A 21,567-nucleotide genomic window follows, 5' to 3' on the forward strand; every position below is an offset into this window, starting at 1 on the left:
GGGCCGGACGGGTGAGGCCCGCCTCCCCCTCGCGGGAAGACGGGCCCCTGTGACGCCGCCGGTCAGGCGCCGATGGCGTGCAGACCGCCGTCCACGTGGATGATCTCGCCGGTGGTCTTCGGGAACCAGTCGCTCAGCAGGGCGACGATGCCCTTGCCGGCCGGCTCCGGGTCCTTGAGGTCCCACTCCAGCGGGGAGCGGTGGTCCCAGACCGCGGCCAGGTCGCTGAAGCCCGGGATGGACTTGGCGGCCATGGAGGCGAGCGGGCCCGCGGAGATGAGGTTGCAGCGGATGTTCTGCTTGCCCAGGTCGCGGGCGACGTAGCGGCTGGTGGCCTCCAGGGCGGCCTTGGCCGGGCCCATCCAGTCGTACTGCGGCCAGGCGTACTGGGCGTCGAAGGTGAGGCCGACGACCGAGCCGCCGTTCTGCATCAGCGGCAGGCAGGCCATGGTCAGCGACTTCAGGGAGTACGCCGAGACGTGCATGGCGGTGGCCACGGACTCGAACGGCGTGTTCAGGAAGTTGCCGCCGAGCGCGTCCTGCGGGGCGAAGCCGATGGAGTGCACGACGCCGTCGAGGCCGCCGAGCTCCTCGCCGACCAGGTCGGCAAGGCGGCCGAGGTGCTCGTCGTTGGTGACGTCGAGCTCGATGACCTTGGTGGGCCTGGGGAGCTTCTTGGCGATGCGCTCGGTCAGCGTGGGCCGCGGGAACGCGGTGAGGATGATCTCCGCGCCCTGCTCCTGGGCCAGCTTGGCCGCGTGGAAGGCGATGGAGGACTCCATCAGCACACCCGTGATCAGGATGCGCTTGCCCTCGAGGATTCCACTCATGGTGATCAGTGACCCATTCCCAGTCCGCCGTCAACAGGGATGACGGCTCCAGTGATGTACGAGGCGTCGTCCGAGGCCAGGAACCGCACCGTCGCGGCGACCTCCTCGGGCTGCGCGTACCGGCCGAGCGGCACCTGCGCCACGATGCCGGCGCGCTGCTCGTCGGTGAGCACCTTGGTCATGTCGGTGTCGACGAAGCCGGGCGCGACGACGTTGAAGGTGATGTTGCGCGAGCCCAGTTCCCGGGCGAGCGACCGGGCGAAGCCGACCAGGGCGGCCTTGGAGGCGGCGTAGTTGGCCTGGCCGGGGCCGCCGTAGAGGCCGACGACCGAGGAGATGAGGACGACGCGGCCCTTCTTGGCCCGCAGCATGCCGCGGTTGGCACGCTTGACCACCCGGAAGGTGCCGGTGAGGTTGGTGTCGATGACCGAGGTGAAGTCCTCCTCGGACATCCGCATCAGGAGCGTGTCCTTGGTGATGCCGGCGTTGGCGATCAGTACCTCGACCGGGCCGTGCGCGTCCTCGATCTCCTTGTAGGCCTGCTCCACCTGCTCGGAGTCGGTGATGTCGCACTTGACGGCCAGGAAGCCGGCCGGCGGCTCGCCCGAGCGGTACGTGACGGCCACCTTGTCGCCTGCGTCGGCGAAAGCACGGGCGATGGCGAGGCCGATGCCCCGGTTGCCTCCAGTGACGAGAACCGAGCGGCTCAACAGATCACCCTTTCGTTCGGTCTGACCACCCGCCCGGACAGCTGCGTGACAGGCGGCTTCATCGAAAACCTATCGGTCCGGCCATCCCGACGGGCAAGCGGGCACCGACAGTGGCTCGGGGGTGTCGCTGTCGGGTCCCTACAGAAAGGTCCGGCGCCGCCCCGAAACCTGTGGTCCGTACGGCCGCGGACGCGACATGATCGGACGGACAGGCCACAACAGCAGGGAGACCTCGGTGCCCCATACCATCGACGAGACCTTCACGGCACTTCCGCTACGGCCCCTGGCCGACGCCGCGCTGGCGCGGGCGCGGGCGCTGGGGGCCGAGCACGCGGACTTCCGGTTCGAGCGGGTGCGCAGCGCGTCCTGGCGGCTGCGGGACGCCAAGCCCGCCGGGTCCTCGGACAGCACCGACCTCGGGTACGCGGTGCGAGTGGTGCACGGTGGCACCTGGGGCTTCGCTTCCGGGGTGGACCTGAGCCTCGACGCCGCGGCCAGGGTCGCGTCGCAGGCGGTGGCCATGGCGAAGCTGTCCGCCCAGGTGATCAAGGCGGCGGGCTCGGACGAGCGGGTGGAGCTGGCCGACGAGCCGGTGCACCCGGACCGGACGTGGGTCTCGTCGTACGAGATCGATCCGTTCACCGTGCCCGACGAGGAGAAGTCGGCGCTGCTCGCCGAGTGGAGCGCGCGGCTGCTGGCGGCGAAGGGGGTCAACCACGTCGACGCCTCGCTGCTCACCGTGCACGAGAACAAGTTCTACGCCGATACGGCGGGGACCGTGACCACCCAGCAGCGGGTGCGGCTGCACCCGCAGCTGACCGCCGTGTCCGTGGACGGGTCGAGCGGCGAGTTCGACTCGATGCGGACCATCGCGCCGCCGGTCGGCCGCGGCTGGGAGTACCTCACCGGTACCGGCTGGGACTGGGACACCGAGCTGGAGCAGATCCCGGAGCTGCTGGCCGAGAAGATGCGGGCGCCGAGCGTCGAGGCGGGGCTCTACGACCTCGTGGTCGACCCGTCCAACCTGTGGCTGACCATCCACGAGTCGATCGGCCACGCCACCGAACTGGACCGCGCGCTCGGTTACGAGGCCGCCTACGCCGGCACCTCCTTCGCCACCTTCGACCAGCTCGGCAAGTTGAAGTACGGCTCCGAGCTGATGAACGTCACCGGCGACCGCACCGCCGAGCACGGCCTCGCCACCATCGGCTACGACGACGAGGGCGTCGCGGGCCAGTCCTGGGACCTGGTCAAGGACGGCACGCTCGTCGGCTACCAGCTGGACCGCCGGATCGCGAGGCTGACCGGCTTCGACCGCTCCAACGGGTGCGCGTACGCCGACTCCCCCGGGCATGTGCCCGTCCAGCGCATGGCCAACGTGTCGCTGCGGCCGGACCCGGCGGGCCTGGCCACGGAGGACCTGATCGGCGGGGTCGACCGCGGGATCTACGTGGTCGGCGACCGCTCCTGGTCCATCGACATGCAGCGCTACAACTTCCAGTTCACCGGCCAGCGGTTCTTCAGGATCGAGAACGGGCGGATCACCGGGCAGCTGCGTGACGTCGCCTACCAGGCGACGACCACCGACTTCTGGGGTTCCATGGCGGCCGTCGGCGGCCCGGGGACGTACGTCCTCGGTGGCGCCTTCAACTGCGGCAAGGCCCAGCCGGGGCAGGTCGCCGCCGTGTCCCACGGCTGCCCGTCGGCCCTCTTCAAGGGCGTCAACATCCTCAACACCACGCAGGAGGCCGGTCGATGAGCGCCCGTAGCACCAAGCCGCACGAGATCGTCGAGCGCGCTCTCGAGCTGTCCCGGGCCGACGGCTGTGTGGTCATCGCCGACGAGCACTCCACCGCCAACCTGCGCTGGGCCGGCAACGCGCTCACCACGAACGGTGTCACCCGCGGGCGTTCGCTCACCGTGGTGGCGACCGTGGACGGCAAGGAGGGCACCGCCTCCGGTGTGGTGTCCCGGTCGGCCGTGACGCCGGAGGACCTGGAGCCGCTGGTCCGGGCCGCGGAGGCCGCCGCGCGCGGAGCCGGGCCCGCCGAGGACGCTCAGCCGCTGGTCACGGGTGTACCGGAGGCGCCGGACTTCACGGACGCGCCCGCCGAGACCTCCTCCGCGGTGTTCGCGGACTTCGCCCCGGCGCTCGGCGAGGCCTTCGCACGCGCGCGTGCCGGTGGCCGCGAGCTGTACGGCTTCGCCAACCACGAGCTGGTGTCGACCTATGTGGGCACCTCGACGGGACTGCGGCTGCGGCACGACCAGCCGAACGGCACCCTCGAGCTGAACGCCAAGTCGCCGGACCGTACCCGGTCGGCCTGGGCCGGCCGGTCCACGCGGGACTTCAAGGACGTCGACCCGGGCGCGCTCGACGCGGAGCTGGCCGTACGGCTCGGCTGGGCCGAGCGCCGGGTGGAGCTGCCGGCGGGCCGTTACGAGACGCTGCTGCCGCCGACCGCCGTGGCCGACCTGCTGATCTACCAGCTGTGGTCGGCGTCCGGGCGGGACGCGGCCGAGGGGCGGACGGTGTTCTCCAAGCCGGGCGGCGGCACCCGGATCGGCGAGAGGCTGAGCGAGCTGCCGCTGACCCTGCGCAGCGACCCGAACGAGCCGGGTCTGGAGTCCGCGCCGTTCGTCGTCGCGCACTCCTCCGGCGGCGACCAGTCCGTCTTCGACAACGGGCTGCCGGTCGGCTCCACGGAGTGGATCGCGGGCGGCGAGCTGAGGAACCTGACGACCACCCGGCACACCGCGGGCCTCACCGGGCTGCCGGTCGCGCCGGCGGGCGGCAACCTGATCCTGGACGGTGGCACGGACCGCTCCCTGGAGGAGATGGTCGCGGACACCGGGCGCGGGCTGCTGCTGACCTGCCTCTGGTACATCCGCGAGGTCGACCCGGCGACGCTGCTGCTCACCGGCCTGACCCGGGACGGCGTGTACCTGGTGGAGAACGGCCAGGTCACGGGGCAGGTGAACAACTTCCGGTTCAACGAGTCGCCGGTGGACCTGCTCGGCCGGGCCACGGAGGCCGGGCGCACGGAAAAGACGCTGCCGCGGGAGTGGGGCGACTGGTTCACTAGGGCTGCGATGCCCGCGCTGCGGGTGCCCGACTTCAATATGAGCTCTGTCAGCCAGGGCGTATAACCTCGTAGCCGGTGGTCGCACGACCGCCCGAACATCGTCCAAGGAGATACGAGAACCGTGACGGACATCGTCGACGAGCTGAAGTGGCGGGGGCTCATCGCCCTCTCCACCGACGAGGACGCATTGCGCAAGGCGTTCGCGGACGGTCCCGTCACGTTCTATTGCGGCTTCGACCCGACCGCGCCCAGTCTGCACCTCGGCAACCTCGTGCAGATCCTGACGATGCGCCGGATCCAGCAGGCGGGGAACCGCCCGCTGGGCCTGGTCGGGGGCGCCACCGGCCTGATCGGTGACCCGAAGCCGAACTCCGAGCGCACGCTGAACGCCCCCGAGATCGTCGCCCAGTGGGTCGAGCGGCTGCGCGCCCAGATCGCTCCGCTGCTGGACTTCGAGGGTCCGAACGCGGCAGTCATGGTCAACAACCTGGACTGGACGCAGGGCCTGTCGGCCATCGAGTTCCTGCGGGACATCGGCAAGCACTTCCGCGTGAACAAGATGATCGCGAAGGAGGCCGTGGCCCGACGCCTCGAGTCCCAGGAGGGCATCAGCTACACGGAGTTCAGCTACCAGATCCTCCAGGGCATGGACTTCCTCCAGCTGTACCGGCGGTACGGCTGCACGCTGCAGACGGGCGGCAGCGACCAGTGGGGCAACCTCACCTCGGGCACCGATCTGATCCACAAGGTCGAGCCCGACGCCGAGGTGCACGCGCTGGGCACACCGCTGATCACCAAGGCCGACGGCACCAAGTTCGGCAAGACGGAGTCCGGCACGGTCTGGCTCGACCCGGAGATGACCACGCCCTACGCCTTCTACCAGTTCTGGCTGAACGCTGACGACCGGGACGTCTCCAAGTTCCTGCGGATCTTCAGCTTCAGGTCGCACGAGGAGATCGAGGACCTGGAGAAGCAGACCGAGGAGCGTCCGCAGGCGCGGGCCGCGCAGCGGGCGCTGGCCGAGGAGCTGACCACGCTGGTCCACGGGGCCGAGCAGACGGCCTCGGTGATCGCCGCGTCCCGGGCGCTGTTCGGGCAGGGCGAGCTGGCGGAGCTGGACGACCGGACGCTGTCGGCGGCGCTGTCCGAGGTCCCGCACATCCGGGTGGCCGGGCTCGGTCCGGTGGTCGACCTGTTCGCCGAGGTCGGGCTGGTGGCCAGCAAGTCCGCCGCGCGGCGGACCGTGAAGGAGGGCGGCGCCTACGTGAACAACGTGAAGGTGACCGCCGAGGACGCGGTTCCCGCTGAGGCCGAGCTGCTGCACGGGCGGTGGCTGGTGCTGCGGCGGGGCAAGAAGAACCTGGCGGCCGTGGAGGTCGTGGGTTCGTGAGCGCCCTGGGGGTGCGGGTGCGCTGTGGAGTGCCGGTCGGTCGTGGCTGGTCGCGCAGTTCCTCCCCCAGCCTCCGGCTGGGGGTACCCCCAGCGCCCCTGACGGGGCGCTTCTCAGGCGCGGTACTTTCGCTTGCCCAGGGTCGCCATGTACGCCATGTCGCCGAGCGCCACGATGATGATCGCGGCGACCAGTTGGAAGAGGTGACGGGTCCAGTCGATGCCCGGCGTCGCCGCGACCCCGAAGGCCCGGGCGATCGCGTTGCCCGCGATGGCCCCGAGGATGCCGAAGATCGTCGTCAGCCAGAGGGGGCTGTGCTGCTTGCCGGGGATGATCGCCTTCGCTATCAGACCCAGCACGAATCCCACGATGATCGCCCACAACCAGCCCATGGCTGCCTCCTCGTACGGCTCGACGTGAGCATTACGCCAAGTTTCGGCCCGGGGGCCGTACGGCGCATGTCGGTGCCCCCGTACGCGGTACGGCGCAGGGCGTTCACGCAGGCAGGTGGGCGCCCCGGTCTCGAAGGCGGCGCAGGCGCGGCGTACCGTGGAGAGTGTCCTGGCCCGGTTCCCCGAGCGGGTGCGGACGGGGAACGGGCGGGGAGAGTCCGATGCGGGCGGATGGTGGATTGTGACGCGGAAACAGCGCGGGGACGGCAACGTCCAGGTGTTCCGGATCACCGGGGCCCGTACGGGCCTCGCGGAGGACGTGCGCGGCCGGCAGCGGAGGTACGTCATCTCGATGACGATCCGCACCCTGTCCGTGATCCTCGCGGCCACGTTGTGGAACGTCGAACGGTATGTGGCCGTCGTGGCGCTGGTGCTCGGCGCGTTGCTCCCCTATGTGGCGGTCGTCATCGCCAACGCGGGACGAGAGAGGCCGCCGTCGCTGCCGTCGACGTTCGGCGTCGCACCCACCCGGCTGATGATCACGCCGCCGCGGGCCGAGGACAGCCATGACACCCAGGAGCGCCCGGAGTCGGTCTGAGCATCGGGAACGCCGCACAACCGGACGGCCACCACCCACAAAGCTCAAGAAAAGCTCAGATCAATCGTGCTGTTCCAGTGCCGGGTCGAGGGTGACCCATGACATACTTCGTACGCGCTCCGCATCCCCCGTCGGAGCGACAGACCGACGCCGGGCAGCTCCCCCCGTGGCTGCTCGGCGTCGCCTTTTGAGGGGTTAGGGTCGTCGATGTGATCCCGAACGCCCCTGCCTCTGAACCCGGCTCCCCCGTCTGCTCCGCGAAGGGCTGCCGTGCCGCAGCGGTGTGGGTGCTGGCCTGGAACAACCCGAAGATCCACACGCCCGAGCGCCGGAAGACCTGGCTCGCCTGTGAGGAGCACCGGGAGCACCTGTCGCAGTTCCTGGGGGTGCGGGGCTTCCTCAAGGACGTCGTGCCGTTGCCCGAGTGGGAGTCGGCCGAGTAGCCGGCCCTAGCCGCCGATCGCGGACATGGGCCGGTCGGGCTGGATGAACGCGGGGTCGTCAAGACCCGCTCCCGCCTTCTTGCCCCACATCGCCAGCCGCCAGCGGCGGGCGATCTCCTCGTCCGGCGCGCCGGAGCGGAGCGCGCCGCGCAGGTCGGTCTCCTCCCGCGCGAACAGACAGGTCCGTATCTGGCCGTCGGCGGTGAGACGGGTGCGGTCGCAGGCCGCGCAGAACGGCCGGGTGACGGAGGCGATGACGCCGACGCGGTGCGGCCCGCCGTCCACCAGCCAGCGCTCCGCCGGGGCCGAGCCGCGGTCGTCGGCGCCCTCGGGGGTGAGCTCGAAGCGGGTGCGGAGCGAGGCGAGGATGTCGCCGGCCGTCACCATGCGGTCCCGCTTCCAGCCGTGCTGGGCGTCCAGCGGCATCTGTTCGATGAAGCGCAGTTCGTAGTCGTGTGCCACCGCCCAGGCCAGCAGGTCGGGGGCCTCGTCCTCGTTCAGACCGGGCATCAGGACCGTGTTGACCTTGACCGGGGTGAGGCCGGCGTCGTGGGCCGCGCGCAGGCCGTCGAGGACGTCCTGGTGGCGGTCGCGGCGGGTGAGGGTCTTGAAGACGTCCGCTCGGAGGGTGTCCAGGGAGACGTTGACCCGGTCGAGGCCGGCCGCCTTCAGGGCCGACGCGGTGCGCCGCAGGCCGATGCCGTTGGTCGTCAGGGACATCCGGGGGCGGGGGCGCAGCGCGGCCACCCGCTCCACGATGCCGACCAGGCCCGGGCGCAGCAGCGGCTCGCCGCCGGTGAAGCGGACCTCCTCGACGCCCAGCAGGCGCACGGCGATGTCGACCAGGCGGACGATCTCGTCGTCCGTGAGCAGGTCGGGCTTGGCCAGCCACTGCAGGCCCTCCTCGGGCATGCAGTACGTGCAGCGCAGATTGCACCGGTCGGTCAGCGACACTCGCAGGTCGGTGGCCACTCGGCCGTAGGTGTCGACGAGCACGTGGGCCCCCTCCCTCTTTCCCTCTTTCCGGACCAGTTCTCCGCCGTCACCTGTGAGCCTACGTGACGGCACTGACATCGTGAGGGGCCCGATGCCACGAGGTACGACGAGGCCGCGTCGTAGGACCCTACGATCCCGTCGACGCGGCCGGTCGTACGAAGGCTCAGTGCGCTCCGGTGCCGGTCAGGGACCGCACCTCCAGCTCCGCGTACTTGGTGGCGTCCGGGACCTCCTTGGACAGCAGAGTGCCCACGACGCCGAGGAGGAATCCGACCGGGATCGAGATGATGCCCGGGTTCTCCAGCGGGAACCAGTGGAAGTCGACGTCCGGGAACATCGACGTCTCCTTGCCGGACACCACCGGCGAGAAGAGCACCAGGCCGACCGCGGTGACCAGGCCGCCGTAGATCGACCAGAGGGCTCCGGCGGTGGTGAACCGCTTCCAGAAGAGGCTGTAGAGGATGGTCGGCAGGTTGGCGGAGGCGGCGACCGCGAAGGCGAGGGCGACCAGGCCCGCGACGTTCAGGTCGCGGGCGAGGGCACCGAGGACGATCGAGACCGCGCCGATGCCGACGGTGGCCCAGCGGGCCGCGCCCAGCTCCTGCTTCTCGGTGGCCTGCCCCTTCTTGATGACGTTGGCGTAGATGTCGTGGGCGAAGGAGGAGGACGAGGCCAGGGTGAGGCCGGCGACCACCGCGAGGATCGTCGCGAAGGCCACCGCCGAGATGGTGGCCAGCAGGATCGCGCCCCAGTTGGAGTCGACGCCGCCCAGGTGCAGGGCGAGCAGGGGGGCGGCGGTGTTGCCGGACTTGTTGGAGGCGATGATCTCGTCCGGTTTGATCAGCGCGGCCGCGCCGAAGCCGAGGGCGAGGGTCATCAGGTAGAAGGCGCCGATCAGGCCGATCGCCCAGAGCACCGACTTCCGGGCGGCCTTCGCGGTGGGCACGGTGTAGAAGCGGATCAGGATGTGCGGCAGGCCCGCGGTGCCGAGGACCAGGGCGATGCCGAGGGAGAGGAAGTCCAGCTTGCTGGTGCCGGTGGCGCCGTACTTGAGGCCGGGCTCCAGGAAGGCCGAGCCCTTGGCGCTGTTGTCGGCGGCCTTGCCGAGCAGGTCGGAGATGTTGAAGTTGAACTTGGCCAGCACCATGAAGGTCAGCAGCAGGGCGCCCGCGATCAGCAGGACGGCCTTGACCATCTGCACCCAGGTGGTGCCCTTCATGCCGCCGATGGTGACGTAGACGATCATCAGGACGCCGACCAGCGCGACGATGCCGATCTTGCCGCCGTCGCTGGTGATGCCGAGGAGAAGGGAGACGAGGACGCCCGCTCCGGCCATCTGGGCCAGCAGGTAGAAGATCGACACGACGATCGTGGAGGTGCCGGCCGCCGTGCGGACCGGGCGCTGGCGCATCCGGTAGGCGAGCACGTCGCCCATGGTGTAGCGGCCCGAGTTGCGCAGCGGTTCGGCGACCAGGAGGAGCGCCACGAGCCAGGCGACCAGGAAGCCGATCGAGTAGAGGAAGCCGTCGTAGCCGAAGAGGGCGATGGCGCCCGCGATGCCGAGGAAGGACGCGGCCGACATGTAGTCGCCGGAGACGGCGAGGCCGTTCTGGAAGCCGGTGAACTGGCGGCCGCCCGCGTAGAAGTCGGCGGTGTCCTTGGTCTGGCGGCCGGCCCAGACGGTGATGACCAGGGTCGCGGCGACGAACACCGCGAACAGGGTGATGATCAGCGTCCGGTGCTGGCTCGCCTCGCCGGCCGCGAGCAGGGTGGTGTGCCGTGCGGGGCTCATGCGCCGCCCTCCATCCGGGTCTTGATGGCCTCGGCCTTGGGGTCGAGCTTGGCGGCGGCGTGCCGGGCGTACCACCAGGCGATGAGGAACGTGGTGAGGAACTGGGCGAGGCCGAGCACCAGGGCCACGTTGATGTTGCCGACGACCTTGGTGCCCATGAACCCGTCCGCGTAGCTGGAGAGCAGGACGTACAGCAGGTACCAGGCGATGAAGGCGAAGGTCAGCGGGAAGGCGAAGGAGCGGTGGGAGTGCCGCAGTTCGGCGAACTCCGGACTCTGCTGCACCTCGGCGAACTCCTCGCCGGAAGGGTGCCGGGTCTCTGTGTTCGAGGGCGGTGGTGTCTCGGTGGCCACGGGCTCTCCTCGCGATACGGACATGCGGATTCTGACCTCACAGACATGTGGATCAACCACCGGGAGTGACGGGAAGACTTCGGTGGGTGAGTCCGACAGGGGGCCTCGATCCTGCTGCGGCTCCCTGTCCAAGGTCACGGCGCCACGCGTGGCCGGGTTCAACTCGCCCGGGTTCTTTCGGAAGTCGATCGCACGGCTCGTCTCCGGTCATTGCTGGCCGGTCAGTGCGGGAGATAGCTTCACCCTGCACCACCCGTCATGTACCTGCCCAAGCGGCCTGTCCGCCGTCCGGGCGGGCCCGTTCTCGGTTGATGTTCCGGATGATGTGGAGACCCCATGGCTCATCTGCGTTCCAGACGCACGGCGGCGCTGGCCGTACCGGCCGTCCTGTCGCTGACCGCCTCGCTCGGCCTGCTGCCGGCGGCGGCTGCCGCGACCCCGTTGACGGCGTCGGTGACGCGGGCGGCGGACGGCCCGAACCTGGCCTACGTCGTCAACACCAGGACGGACCACGGCACGATCGAGTCGGTACGACGGGCGATCGCCCGCGACGGCGGCACGGTCGTCGCCTCGTACGACAGGATCGGCGTGATCGTCGCGCACTCGGCGGACCCGGACTTCGGCACGGCGATGCGCGCGGTGCGCGGGGTGCAGTCGGCGGGCGCCACCCGGACGGCCCCGCTGAGCGCCACCGGGACCACGGACGAGGGCGCCGTGCAGGTCCTGTCGAAGGCCGAGGCGGCGAAGGCCGAGAAGAGCGCGGCGGCCGGCCAGGAGCCCCTGGAGGCCGACCAGTGGGACCTGCGGGCGATCGGCGCCGACAAGGCAGCCGCGATCGATCCGGGGAGCCGCTCGGTGACGGTGGCCGTCATCGACACGGGCGTCGACGACACCCACCCGGACATCGCCCCGAACTTCTCCGCCGCGCAGTCCGCCAACTGCGTGAGCGGCAGGGCGGACACCACGTACGGCGCCTGGCGGCCGGCGGACGCCGACCACTACCACGGCACGCACGTCGCCGGTGAGATAGCCGCCGCCCGGAACGGCATCGGCGTGGCCGGTGTGGCACCGGGCGTGAAGGTGGCCGGCATCACCGTGGCCCAGCCCGACTCGACACAGCTGTTCTACCCCGAGAGCGTCGTCTGCGCCTTCGTGTTCGCCGCCGACCACGGCGTGGAGATCACCAACAACAGCTACTACGTTGATCCGTGGCTGTACAACTGCATGGACGACCCCGATCAACGTGCCATCGTCGACGCGGTCAACAGGGCGCAGCTGTACGCCCAGCGCAAGGGCACACTCAATGTGGCCGCCGCGGGCAACTCCAACGCCGACCTCGACGCGCACGCCCTGACGGACGCCTCCAGCCCCGACGACTCGACGGCCACGACCCGTACGGTCGACCCGCACGAGTGCTTCGACGTGCCGACCCAGCTGCCCGGCGTGGTCACCGTGAGCGCCGTGGGCGTCGGCAACACCAAGTCGTACTACTCCAGCTACGGCCTGGGCGTGGTCGACGTGGCGGCGCCGGGCGGCGACAAGTACCAGATCCCGGACACGCCGTCGAAGAACGGCCGCATCCTGTCCACCCTGCCGAACGGCCAGTACGGCTTCCTCCAGGGCACCTCGATGGCGTCCCCGCACGTGGCCGCGGTGGCCGCGCTGCTGAAGTCCGCCCATCCGCACGCCACTCCGGCCCGGTTGCAGGCCCTGCTCAAGGCCGAGGCGGACAACCCGGGCTGCCCGGCGGGCCCCTACGACGGAAACGGCGACGGTGTCGTGGACGCCGTCTGCGTGGGCGGCAAGCACGTCAACGGTTTCTACGGCTCCGGTGTCGTCGACGCGCTGCGCGCGGTCAAGTGACCACCGGCCGCCAGGACTTCCCGCACGGCACGTCCGTTCCGCGAACGAACCGGAGGCTCTTCCGCATGACTGTGTTCCAGCCGCGTCACCGCCGCGTCCTCGCCGTCCCGCTCGGCATGGCGATGGCCACCGCCCTCGCGTTCCTGCCCGACGTGTCGGCGTCGGCGGCCGACACCGGTGGCACCACCTCCCTCAGCGCCGCCGCCGCTGACGGACCCTCCCTCAGCTACGTCGTCAACGTCCGCCCCGGACACGGCACTTCGGAGCGGGTCCAGAAGGCGGTCGAACGGGCCGGCGGTTCGGTGGTGATCGCGTACGACGAGATCGGCGTGATCGTCGTCCACTCGTCGAACGCCGACTTCGCCACGGCCATCCGCAAGGTGCCGGGCGTGGACTCGGCCGGGGCCACCCGCAACGCGCCGCTCCCCGCCCAGTCGACCACCGACGTCGGCACCCCCCAGGTGCTCAGCTCCGAGCAGGTGGCCCAGGCGGACGCGCAGGCGACCGACGGTCAGGACCCGCTGGAGCCGTTGCAGTGGGACCTGCCCGCCATCAAGGCCGACAAGGCGCACGAGAAGACCCTGGGCAGCTCCAAGGTGACCGTCGCCGTCATCGACACCGGCGTCGACGACACCCACCCGGACATCGCCCCGAACTTCTCCGCCGCGCAGTCGACCAACTGCGTCTCGGGCAAGCCGGACACCACGTACGGCGCCTGGCGGCCGAGTGCGGCGGAGAGCCCGCACGGAACACACGTGGCGGGTGAGATCGCGGGCGCGAAGAACGGCATCGGCATCACCGGTGTGGCACCGGGCGTCAAGGTGGCGGGCATCAAGGTCGCCACTTCGCAGGGGTACTTCTACACGGAGGCCGTGGTGTGCGGCTTCGTGTGGGCGGCCGAGCACCACATCGACGTCACCAACAACAGCTATTACACCGACCCCTGGTACTTCAACTGCACCGACGACCCGGACCAGAAGGCGCTCGTCGACGCCATCACGCGGGCCTCCCGGTTCGCGGAGCACAAGGGCACCGTCAATGTGGCCGCGGCCGGCAACGAGAGCTACGACCTGGCCGCCGACTCGATCACCGACCCGGTCTCACCGAACGACGGCACCCCCAGCGACCGGGTGATCGACCCGCACAAGTGCTTCGACATCCCGACCCAGCTGCCGGGTGTCGTCACGGTCGCGGCGACCGGGGCCAAGGGCCTCAAGTCGTCGTTCTCCAACTACGGCCTCGGGGTCATCGACATCGCGGCCCCGGGTGGCGACTCCACGGCCTACCAGGCGCCGCAGCCTCCGGCCACCAGTGGCTTGATCCTGGGCCCGCTGCCGGGCGGCCGGTGGGGCTACATGGCCGGCACCTCGATGGCGACCCCGCATGTCGTCGGCGTCGCCGCATTGATCAAGTCAACCCATCCGCACGCCTCCCCCGCCCTGGTGAAGGCCCTGCTGTACGCCGAGGCGACCGCCACCCCGTGCACCGACCCGTACGACATCAACGGCGACGGCAAGGTCGACGCGGTGTGCGAGGGCTCGAAGAACCGCAACGGCTTCTACGGGTGGGGCATCGCCGACGCGCTGGCGGCGGTGAGCAGGTAGCTCCGTCGGCCCGGCCGACTCATATTGATTCAATCAATCATGCATAGTGCAGTCATGACATCGATCAACTATGCATGGTCTGTGCTGGGCGGCGACCCGGCACTGCTCGCGCGGGTCACGACCGTGGCCCGCGCGGGCACGCTCCCGGCCCGTCTGCCCGTACGACGGCTGGCCCGCGCGTGCGTGGGCGCGTGCGCGCTGGCCGCCGCCGAGCTGGGGGCGCGGCGGACCGGAAGGGCTGAGGTGCCCGCGGTCCGGGTGGACGACGGGGCGGTGGCGGCGGCGTTCACGAGCGAGCGGCGGCTGCTGGTCGACGGGCGGGCGCCGGTTCCGTTCGCCCCGCTGTCGCGGTTCTGGCGCACGGCCGACGGCTGGGTGCGCACGCACGCCAACTACCCGCATCACAGGGCCCGGCTGCTGACCGCGCTGGGGCTGCCGGAGAACGCCTCCCCGGAGGACGTCGCGGCGCGGGTCGCCGAACGGACCGCGGTGGCGGTGGAGGACGCCGTCCACGCCGCGGGCGGACTCGCCGTGGCCCTGCGCTCCCCCGAGGAGTGGGCGGCGCACGAGCAGGCCGCAGAGGTGGCCGCGCGGCCGCTGGTCGAACGAGGCCGCCTGGACGGTGCGGACGCGCGCGTGCTCGCGCCGCTCGCCGCCGGCACCTCCCCCCTGCTGCCGGCGGCCGGGGTCCGCGTCCTGGACCTGACCCGGGTGCTGGCCGGCCCGGTCGTGACCCGCACCCTGGCTCTGCTGGGCGCGGACGTGCTGCGCCTGGACGCGCCGTGGCTGCCCGAACTCCCCGACCAGCACGCCGACACCGGCTTCGGAAAGCGCTCGGCGAGGCTCGACCTGACGACGGACCGGGCGGCCTTCGAGGAGTTGCTGGCCTCGGCCGACGTCGTGGTCACCGGATACCGGCCGGGCGCCCTGGACCGGTTCGGACTCGCACCCGAGGCGCTGGCGGAACGGCGGCCCGGGCTGGTCGTGGCCCAGGTCTCGGCGTGGGGCGGGTACGGGCCGTGGGGCGGCCGGCGCGGCTTCGACAGCCTGGTGCAGGCCGCCACCGGCATCGCCTGGGCCGAGGGGTCCGCGGACCGTCCGGGCGCGCTGCCCGCGCAGGCGCTGGACCACGGCAGCGGGTACCTGCTGGCGGCCGGGGTGCTGCGAGCCCTGACCGAGCAGTCGTACGACGGCGGCGGCAGGTTCGTACGGCTGGCCCTGGCACGCACCGCCCGGTGGCTCATGGCGGAGCCGGGACCGGAGCCGGGCGCGGAGGCCGACGAGGCGGTCCAGACCGATGGGACCGGTGAAGCCGGTGGGACCGGTGGGACAGGTGAAGTCGGTGAGGCCCGTGAGGCCGGTGAGGCGTACGAGGGGCCGGACGCCTGGCTCGCGGAGAGGGACAGCGCGCTGGGCCGACTGCGGTACGCACGACCGCCGTTGTCCTTCGCGGGCGGCCCGGCCGACTGGGCACGGCCGCCGGTGCCGTGGGGTTCGGACGCCGCCCGCTGGGCATGACCGCGTCAGCCGTTGGTGACGAGCACCTTCAGCGCGGTGCGCTCGTCCATCGCCTTGTAGCCGTCGGGCACGCCCTCGATGCCGACGGTCAGGTCGAAGACCGGCGACGGGTCGACCGTGCCGTCGAGGACGTCCGGCAGCAGGTCGGGGATGTAGGCGCGGACCGGGGCGACACCGCCGCGCAGCGCGATGTTCCGGTCGAACATGACACCGAGGTCCAGTCCGGTGCCGCTGCCGTGCGGTACGCCCACGAAGCCGATGGCGCCGCCGTCGCGGGTGATCTCGACGGCCGTCCGCATGGACTGCTCGGTGCCGACGGCCTCGACGACGGCGTGCGCGCCCTGGCCGCGGGTGCGTTCGCGGACGGCCGCCACGGCGGCGTCCCCGCGTTCGGCGACCACGTCGGTGGCGCCGAAGCGGCGCGCGATGTCGGTGCGGACCTCGTGCCGGCCGAGCGCGATGATCCGCTCGGCACCCAGCCGCCTGGCGGCCAGCACGGCGCACAGGCCGACCGCGCCGTCCCCGACGACGGCCACCGTGGCGCCGGGACGGACACCGGCGCCCAGGGCCGCGTGGTGGCCGGTGCCGAGCACGTCGGAGAGGGTGAGCAGGGCGGACAGCAGGTGCTCGTCGGAGGCCGCGTCCTTGGGCAGCTGGACCAGGGTGCCGTCGGCGAACGGCACGCGGACCGCCTCGCCCTGGCCGCCGTCGTAGCCCACGGACCCCCAGAAACCGCCGTGCTCGCAGGATGTGGTGAGGCCCTCGCGGCAGTAGTCGCAGACGCCGTCGGACCACATGAAGGGGGCCACCACCAGGTCGCCGCGCCGCACGGTGGCCACCTCGGAGCCGGTCTCCTCGACGACACCGAGGAACTCGTGCCCGATGCGCTGGCCCGGCTGCCGGGCCGCCTCGCCGCGGTACGCCCACAGGTCGCTGCCGCAGATGCAGGCGCGCAGCACCCGTACGACGGCGTCGGTGGGCAGCTGCACCACGGGCTCGGGCACGTCCTCCACGCGCATGTCGTACGGGGCGTGGATGGTGGTGGCGCGCATGGCGAGGGTCCTTCTCGTGCGGTGTCGTGGCTGCGCTCAGGGGGTGGCCGAGCGCATCTCACGGTACGTCGTGGCCGGTGCGGGCCGCGCGTCGAGGGTGCCTCGTACCAGCAGGAACTGCGCGGCCGCGTAGGTGAGCATGATCCAGAAGTCGGGCCGGGGCGGTTGCGGCCAGTGGGCGACGCCGGTGGCGATGAGGGTGTCGGAGAGCATGAAGAGCGCGCCGCCGAGCCCGGCGACCGGCCCCCGCCGGGTGGCGGCGGTGTACGCCATGGCGGTGAGGAGGGCGCTGTAGCCGGCGACGGGGACGCGGAGGCCGGCCGGCAGGCCGGGCCAGAGCAGGACGACCAGGATGACGAGGGCCACCGCGTAGCCGGCGGCGAGCAGACCCGCACGCGCGTGGGGCCGCCCGAGACGGCGGAACAAAACCAGGTAGCAGACGTGTCCGGCGGCGAAACAGGCCATGCCTGCCATGAACGCGGGGTCGGCGCCGGAGAGCAGCAGGACGTCGCCGGCCCAGCCGCACAGCAGGGCGGCGACGAGCGGCCGCGGGCCGCCCGAGCGGGCGGCGTACGCGGCGAGCAGGAGCATCAGCAGCGGCTTGGCGGCCAGATGCCCCGGACGGAAGCCGGCGGCGAGGCAGCCGAGGTCGGTGACGACGGTGAGGACGAAGGCGGTGAGCAGCGCGCGCGTCGCTCTCACGCGGCCACGGACTCCTCCGGCTGTGCCACGGCGGGCGCGGGCGCCCAGCCAGGCCCCCGGAACACCCGCCCGGCCCGCTCCCGCCAGCTGCGGGCCGCCTTCAGGTCCCTGCCGATGGCCAGGTACTCGTGCGTCGCCACCTTGATCGGGTTGAACGTGTTGATGTTCTTGGTCAACCCGTACACGGGGCGCTCGACCTCAGGCACCCAGGATCCGAACAGCCGGTCCCAGACGATGAGGATGCCGCCGAAGTTGCGGTCCAGGTAGCCGCCCTGGGAGGCGTGGTGCACGCGGTGGTGGGACGGCGTGTTGAACACGAACTCGAACCAGCGGGGCATCTTGTCGATGCGTTCGGTGTGGATCCAGAACTGGTAGACGAGGTTCGCGGAGGAGCAGAAGGCGAGCGCGGCCGGGTGCACGCCGACGGCGACGAGCGGGACGTAGAACGGCCACACGGTCAGCGAGGTCCACGGCTGGCGCAGCGCGGTGCTCAGGTTGAACTTCTTGCTGGAGTGGTGGACGACGTGGCAGGCCCACAGGATGCGGATGACGTGGTGGCCGCGGTGGGACCAGTAGTAGAAGAAGTCCTGCCCGAGCAGCATCAGCGGGACCGTCCACCACAGGACCGGGACGCGCAGCGGGGTGAGCGCGTACACGGCCGAGTAGACGGCGACGATCGGGATCTTCCAGACGAAGTCGAACACGAGCGACCCGAGCCCCATGCCGATGCTGGTGGCCGCGTCCTTGGTCTCGTACCCGCCGGCATCGTCGTCGGGATGGATGCGGTAGCTGATCACCTCGATCACGGTGAGCAGCACGAAGGCGGGTATCGACCACAGCACGACATCGGGCAGGTTCGGCATGGGGGCACCGTAGAACCGCTGGTCGCCTGCGGCTAGACGTTGTTACCCACAAGTATCACCAGCGGTACGCGCTTGCTTGTTGGCGATCTCCGCCAAAGCGCTAGACCCCGGCCGCCCCCAGCAGGCTCCCCGCCGCGTACGTGACCGCCATCGCCAGCGCCCCGCCGAGGACGTTCCGCAGCACGGCCGGGCCGGGTGCGGCCGCTCCCAGGCGGGCGCTGGCCCAGCCGGTCAGTACCAGTGCCGCCAGCACCGAGCCCACCGTCACCGGGAGCCGCCAGGCCGAGGGCGGCAGGACGATCGCCAGGAGGGGGAGCAGGGCCCCCACCGTGAAGGCCAGGAAGCTGGCGAGCGCCGCGTTCCAGGGGCTGGTCAGCTCGTCGGGGTCGATGCCCAGTTCCACCCTCGCGTGGGCCCGCAGGGCGTCGCGTTCCGTCAGCTGGACCGCCGCCTCGCGGGCCACCTCCCGGGACAGGCCGCGGCGCTCCAGCAGTTCGGTCAGTTCCTCCAGTTCCTCCTCGGGCTGCTCCTTCAGCTCCCGCTTCTCCTGCGCCAGGGCGGCGAGCTCCGAGTCGCGCTGGGTGGACACCGAGACGTACTCCCCCGCCGCCATCGACATGGATCCGGCGAGCAGGCCGGCCAGGCCCGCCGTCAGCAGCGCGTTCCGGTCGGCCGTGGCACCCGCGACGCCGACGACGATGCCCGCCGTCGACACGATGCCGTCGTTCGCGCCCAGTACGGCCGCCCGCAGCCAGTTCAGCCGGGAGCCGAGCGCGCCCCCGTGGGCCTCGTTGTCGTGCGTGGGTTCCGTCACAGCAGGGAGGATCGCACCCCGGGGCCCGTGAGCGCCGTACCGACGTCACCAGACCCGTACCGAGGCCCCCCGCGCGAACACCGGGCTCGTCGCGTCCGCCGGGGGCGCCGGCAGCGGCTCCGCGATCTCCGCCACCGTCGGCCCCACCTTCGCCGCGATCGGGTCCAGGAGGTCCAGGTCGAAGCCGTAGACGCGGGCCGCGTTGCCGCCGAGCATCGCCGTCAGTTCGTCACGCGGGACGCCGGCGAAGGCGAAGCGCAGGCCCTCCCGGGTGTACGGGAACGTCCCCTCGTCGTGCGGGAAGTCGCTGCCCCACATGATCTTGTCGAGGCCGATGCGGTCGCGCAGCGGCACCTCGTGGGGGCGCATGAAGCTGGCGCCGACGAAGCAGTTGTCCCGCCAGACCGAGGACGGCGGTTCGCCCATCGAGTCCGCCAGGCCGGCTCCGAACTTCGACTCCGCGGTCGCCGTCCTGGTGGCCGCCGCCAGCATGCGGCCGTGGTAGTAGTCCAGCATGGCCAGGACGCCGGGGATCCAGCCGGATCCCTGTTCGGTCAGCACCAGTCTCAGCTCCGGGTGGCGGCGGAAGGCACCGCCGAAGATCAGGTGCCACAGCGCCCGGTGCGAGAACCAGGTCGTCTCGACCATGAAGACCGCGCGGGCGGCGGGTTCGTCACCGAGCGGCGGGGACGCGGAGCCCGCGTGGTGGTTGACGGGCACGCCGAGTTCCGCGCACACGGCCCAGATCGGGTCGTACACGCGCGCGTGGAGTTCGGGAAGCCCGGAACCGGGCGGGGTGCCGGGCAGCAGGAGCCCGCCTTTCAGGCCCGCCGTCACCGACCAGCGGATCTCCTTGACGGCCTCCTCCACGTCGTTGAGGAGGATCTGGAAGACGCCCGCGCGGCGGCCGGGCGCGGCGGCGCAGAAGTCGGCCAGCCAGCGGTTGTGGGCGCGCAGCCCGGCCCAGCGCCGTTCGAACTCGGCAGCCGTCGGCGCGGGCGCCATCAGCGAACCGGACGGGAAGAACGGCGGGATGGTGTTCGGGAAGATCACCTCCGCGACGATCCCGTCCTGCTCCAGCTCCGCGAGCCGCCGGTCGGAGTTCCAGTTCCGGTCGGCCGAGTCGGCGAGCAGGTCCTCGTACGGGTTGACGTAGGTGGCCGCCCAGACGTCGAAGTCGTCGTGGTGGCGCTTCTCCAGGTAGGGCTTGTAGTCGAGGAGGTCGGCGCCCGCGTGGCAGTCGGCCGAGATCACCGTGTAGCGGTCGTTCACCGCGTCACCCCCAGGGTCGGGAAGTCGTTGTCCGTCAGCCAGTGCCGGCCCACTTCGCGGGAGCGGGCCCAGGAGGCCTCCACCGCCGCCTGGTCGGCCTGCTGGCCGAGGTCGGCGGGGGTGGGGCCGATACGGCGGGCCAGCGGGGTGAGGCGGTCCACGTCGAAGCCGAAGGCCTCGGCCGCCGCGAGGCCGAGCATCCGGCGGGTCTCGGTCACCGGGATGTCGTGGAAGGTGCGGCGCAGCCACCCGCGGGTGTCGGGCCAGGTGCCCTCGGGGTGCGGGAAGTCGCTGCCCCACAGGATGTTGTCGACGCCGATCTCGTAGCGCTGGGCGAGTTCCCGGCGTTTGGTGTTGGTGGCGCAGACGAAGACCTGCCGGTCCAGGTACTCGTGCGGCGGGCGTCGCAGTTCCGCGAAGGGGGAGAGTTTCTTGCCGCCGTGCGCGCCGAGGTAGAGGCGGTCCATGAACCACAGCAGGTTCGGCAGCCACCAGCAGCCCGACTCGGCGACGCCGAAGCGCAGCCCCGGGTGGCGTTCGAAGACACCGGACCAGAGCAGGAACCACAGCGGACGGGCCGGCCACCAGGTCACCTCGCTGACGTAGATGCCCAGGTGCTCGCCGTACTCGTGGCGCGGAGCCGCGCCCGAGTGGGTGAGGACCGGCATCCCGCAGTCGGCGGCGGCCGCCCAGACAGGGTCGTAACGGCGGTCGTGGTAGGGCTCCTTGTCGACCCACATGGCCGGGATCATCAGGGCGCCGAGGCCCGACTCCTTCGCCCGGCGCACCTCGGCGACCACCTGCTCCGTCGGGGCCGTCACGGGCAACAGGGCGACCCCGCAGTGCCGTTCGGGGTGTTCGGACACGAAGTCGGCCAGCCAGCGGTTGTGGGCCCGGGCACCCGCCATGCCCAGCTCCGGGTCGTGGTCCCCGGACAGGCCGAGGCCCACTCCGAAGGGTGCCGCGGTACGGCTGTCGACCGCGTCGGCGTCCGGGAAGACCACCTCGGCGGCCACGCCGTCGCCGTCCAGTTCCTTCAGGCGCTGCGCGGTGTCCCAGCCGCCGCGCAGCCCCTCCTCGTTGTCCTGGAACCACTTGGCCGCGAACGTCTCGTTGCGGATGCCGAGCCGGGTCATCTCCTCCCGGCGGTGGTCGCGTCCGGCGAGGAACTCGTCGAAGTCCCGGTGGAACCGGGTGTCCAGATAGGGCCGGTACTCCTCGGTGGGCAGTCCGGCGTGGCAGTCGGAGGAGATGATCAGGTATGGGTCGTCGTACGCGGTCACCACAGC

At 71.4% G+C, this 21,567-nt stretch carries 20 protein-coding genes; 8 read left to right on the forward strand and 12 right to left on the reverse strand.

The genetic code is table 11. The annotated features are described in order from the left end of the window. Positions 1-62: 62 nt before the first annotated feature. Complete coding sequence (gene fabI, locus MB828_RS20350) at positions 63-830, reverse strand: enoyl-ACP reductase FabI (protein ID WP_133026879.1); 768 nt, start codon at positions 828-830, stop codon at positions 63-65. Positions 831-835: 5 nt separating this feature from the next. Beyond that, positions 836-1,540, reverse strand: a complete 705-nt coding sequence (gene fabG, locus MB828_RS20355; protein ID WP_301649450.1) for a 3-oxoacyl-[acyl-carrier-protein] reductase — start codon at positions 1,538-1,540, stop codon at positions 836-838. Positions 1,541-1,736: 196 nt separating this feature from the next. On the opposite strand from fabG, the gene MB828_RS20360 reads away from it, so the two are divergent. From MB828_RS20360 to tyrS, 3 genes are read left to right on the forward strand one after another with little or no spacing between them, the layout of a single operon-like run. Continuing rightward, a complete protein-coding gene (locus MB828_RS20360; RefSeq protein WP_430381403.1) occupies positions 1,737-3,299 on the forward strand; it encodes a TldD/PmbA family protein in 1,563 nt (520 codons plus the stop codon). Then, entirely contained in the window at positions 3,296-4,690 is a 1,395-nt protein-coding gene (locus MB828_RS20365; RefSeq protein ID WP_301649452.1) for a metallopeptidase TldD-related protein, read from the forward strand. Before MB828_RS20360 ends, MB828_RS20365 begins: the two co-directional genes overlap by 4 nt. Positions 4,691-4,747: 57 nt before the next feature. Continuing rightward, positions 4,748-6,016 carry a tyrosine--tRNA ligase gene (gene tyrS, locus MB828_RS20370; RefSeq protein WP_301649453.1) on the forward strand — a complete coding sequence of 423 codons (1,269 nt, stop codon included), beginning with the start codon at positions 4,748-4,750 and terminating at the stop codon, positions 6,014-6,016. A gap of 113 nt (positions 6,017-6,129) precedes the next feature. Here tyrS and MB828_RS20375 read toward each other — a convergent pair whose 3' ends face one another. Next, complete coding sequence (locus MB828_RS20375) at positions 6,130-6,408, reverse strand: GlsB/YeaQ/YmgE family stress response membrane protein (RefSeq protein ID WP_133026894.1); 279 nt, start codon at positions 6,406-6,408, stop codon at positions 6,130-6,132. Positions 6,409-6,598: 190 nt separating this feature from the next. On the opposite strand from MB828_RS20375, the gene MB828_RS20380 reads away from it, so the two are divergent. Together MB828_RS20380 and MB828_RS20385 are read left to right on the forward strand one after the other, a co-directional pair. Then, a complete protein-coding gene (locus MB828_RS20380) occupies positions 6,599-7,006 on the forward strand; it encodes a DUF3099 domain-containing protein (RefSeq protein ID WP_430381404.1) in 408 nt (135 codons plus the stop codon). Between the two features lie 209 nt (positions 7,007-7,215). Further along, positions 7,216-7,449, forward strand: a complete 234-nt coding sequence (locus tag MB828_RS20385) for a hypothetical protein (protein WP_133026895.1) — start codon at positions 7,216-7,218, stop codon at positions 7,447-7,449. 6 nt (positions 7,450-7,455) lie between these two features. Here MB828_RS20385 and moaA read toward each other — a convergent pair whose 3' ends face one another. From moaA to MB828_RS20400, 3 genes are all read right to left on the reverse strand, one after another. Then, complete coding sequence (moaA, locus tag MB828_RS20390; protein ID WP_301649454.1) at positions 7,456-8,445, reverse strand: GTP 3',8-cyclase MoaA; 990 nt, start codon at positions 8,443-8,445, stop codon at positions 7,456-7,458. A 163-nt stretch (positions 8,446-8,608) separates the two neighbouring features. Then, complete coding sequence (locus tag MB828_RS20395) at positions 8,609-10,237, reverse strand: solute symporter family protein (protein ID WP_301649455.1); 1,629 nt, start codon at positions 10,235-10,237, stop codon at positions 8,609-8,611. Beyond that, complete coding sequence (locus MB828_RS20400) at positions 10,234-10,590, reverse strand: DUF485 domain-containing protein (RefSeq protein ID WP_133026897.1); 357 nt, start codon at positions 10,588-10,590, stop codon at positions 10,234-10,236. The genes MB828_RS20395 and MB828_RS20400 overlap by 4 nt, the downstream gene beginning before the upstream one ends. A gap of 336 nt (positions 10,591-10,926) precedes the next feature. On the opposite strand from MB828_RS20400, the gene MB828_RS20405 reads away from it, so the two are divergent. The 3 genes from MB828_RS20405 (at position 10,927) to MB828_RS20415 (ending at position 15,575) form a co-directional block, all read left to right on the forward strand. Further along, positions 10,927-12,453: a S8 family serine peptidase gene (locus MB828_RS20405; RefSeq protein ID WP_301649456.1), complete on the forward strand. Its 1,527-nt coding sequence runs from the start codon at positions 10,927-10,929 to the stop codon at positions 12,451-12,453. 65 nt (positions 12,454-12,518) lie between these two features. After that, complete coding sequence (locus MB828_RS20410; RefSeq protein WP_301649457.1) at positions 12,519-14,057, forward strand: S8 family peptidase; 1,539 nt, start codon at positions 12,519-12,521, stop codon at positions 14,055-14,057. Between the two features lie 54 nt (positions 14,058-14,111). Then, positions 14,112-15,575, forward strand: coding sequence for a CoA transferase (locus MB828_RS20415; RefSeq protein WP_301649458.1), 1,464 nt, complete (start codon positions 14,112-14,114; stop codon positions 15,573-15,575). A gap of 5 nt (positions 15,576-15,580) precedes the next feature. On the opposite strand, the gene MB828_RS20420 is transcribed toward MB828_RS20415, so the two are convergent. From MB828_RS20420 to MB828_RS20445, 6 genes are all read right to left on the reverse strand, one after another. Then, on the reverse strand, positions 15,581-16,627 hold the full coding sequence (locus tag MB828_RS20420; protein ID WP_301649459.1) for a zinc-dependent alcohol dehydrogenase family protein: 1,047 nt from the start codon (positions 16,625-16,627) through the stop codon (positions 15,581-15,583). A 36-nt stretch (positions 16,628-16,663) separates the two neighbouring features. After that, positions 16,664-17,329, reverse strand: a complete 666-nt coding sequence (locus tag MB828_RS20425) for a lysoplasmalogenase (RefSeq protein ID WP_301649460.1) — start codon at positions 17,327-17,329, stop codon at positions 16,664-16,666. After that, the gene (locus MB828_RS20430) at positions 17,326-18,192 is read right to left on the reverse strand and encodes a sterol desaturase family protein (RefSeq protein ID WP_301649461.1); all 867 of its coding nucleotides are present in this window, start codon (positions 18,190-18,192) and stop codon (positions 17,326-17,328) included. The genes MB828_RS20425 and MB828_RS20430 overlap by 4 nt, the downstream gene beginning before the upstream one ends. 100 nt (positions 18,193-18,292) lie before the next feature. After that, a complete protein-coding gene (locus MB828_RS20435; RefSeq protein ID WP_301649462.1) occupies positions 18,293-19,006 on the reverse strand; it encodes a VIT1/CCC1 transporter family protein in 714 nt (237 codons plus the stop codon). Positions 19,007-19,051: 45 nt separating this feature from the next. Then, positions 19,052-20,278 (reverse strand): amidohydrolase family protein, encoded by a 1,227-nt coding sequence (locus tag MB828_RS20440; protein ID WP_301649463.1) that lies wholly within the window; start codon positions 20,276-20,278, stop codon positions 19,052-19,054. Further along, the gene (locus MB828_RS20445) at positions 20,275-21,561 is read right to left on the reverse strand and encodes an amidohydrolase family protein (protein ID WP_301649464.1); all 1,287 of its coding nucleotides are present in this window, start codon (positions 21,559-21,561) and stop codon (positions 20,275-20,277) included. Before MB828_RS20445 ends, MB828_RS20440 begins: the two co-directional genes overlap by 4 nt. Positions 21,562-21,567 lie beyond the last annotated feature (6 nt).

Source organism: Streptomyces arenae (genome assembly GCF_022343545.1).
Classification (GTDB): domain Bacteria; phylum Actinomycetota; class Actinomycetes; order Streptomycetales; family Streptomycetaceae; genus Streptomyces; species Streptomyces humi.